Annotated in this window: 1 protein-coding gene; it reads left to right on the top strand. The window is 43.5% G+C overall.

Translation table 11 applies throughout. The annotated features are described in order from the left end of the window. The coding region (locus tag E1176_RS19955) for an Ig-like domain-containing protein (protein WP_222933024.1) at window positions 1-262 on the top strand (262 nt) is incomplete at both ends.

Genomic DNA, 262 nt, shown 5'->3' with positions numbered 1-262 from the left:
GGATGCAGCAGGTAACAATAATACAGCTGCAACTCAGGTAGTAACGACCTTTGATAATACTGTACCGACAGTAGACATTCAGGGAGAGCCAGCGATAGTGAACAACACAGCGGCTTATAATGTAACTATCGAGTTTAGCGAAGATGTTACAGGCTTTGTTATCGGAGATATTACAGTAGGTAATGGTTCAGCTTCAAATTTTGTAGCTGTAGATGGCAATACTTATACTGTCGACATCACCCCGGATGGCACAGGCGACATC

This window comes from Fulvivirga aurantia (assembly GCF_009711475.1).
Classification (GTDB): Bacteria; Bacteroidota; Bacteroidia; order Cytophagales; family Cyclobacteriaceae; genus Fulvivirga; species Fulvivirga aurantia.
Note: the sequence above shows the minus strand (reverse complement) of the source record. Positions and strands in the feature narration are given on the sequence as shown.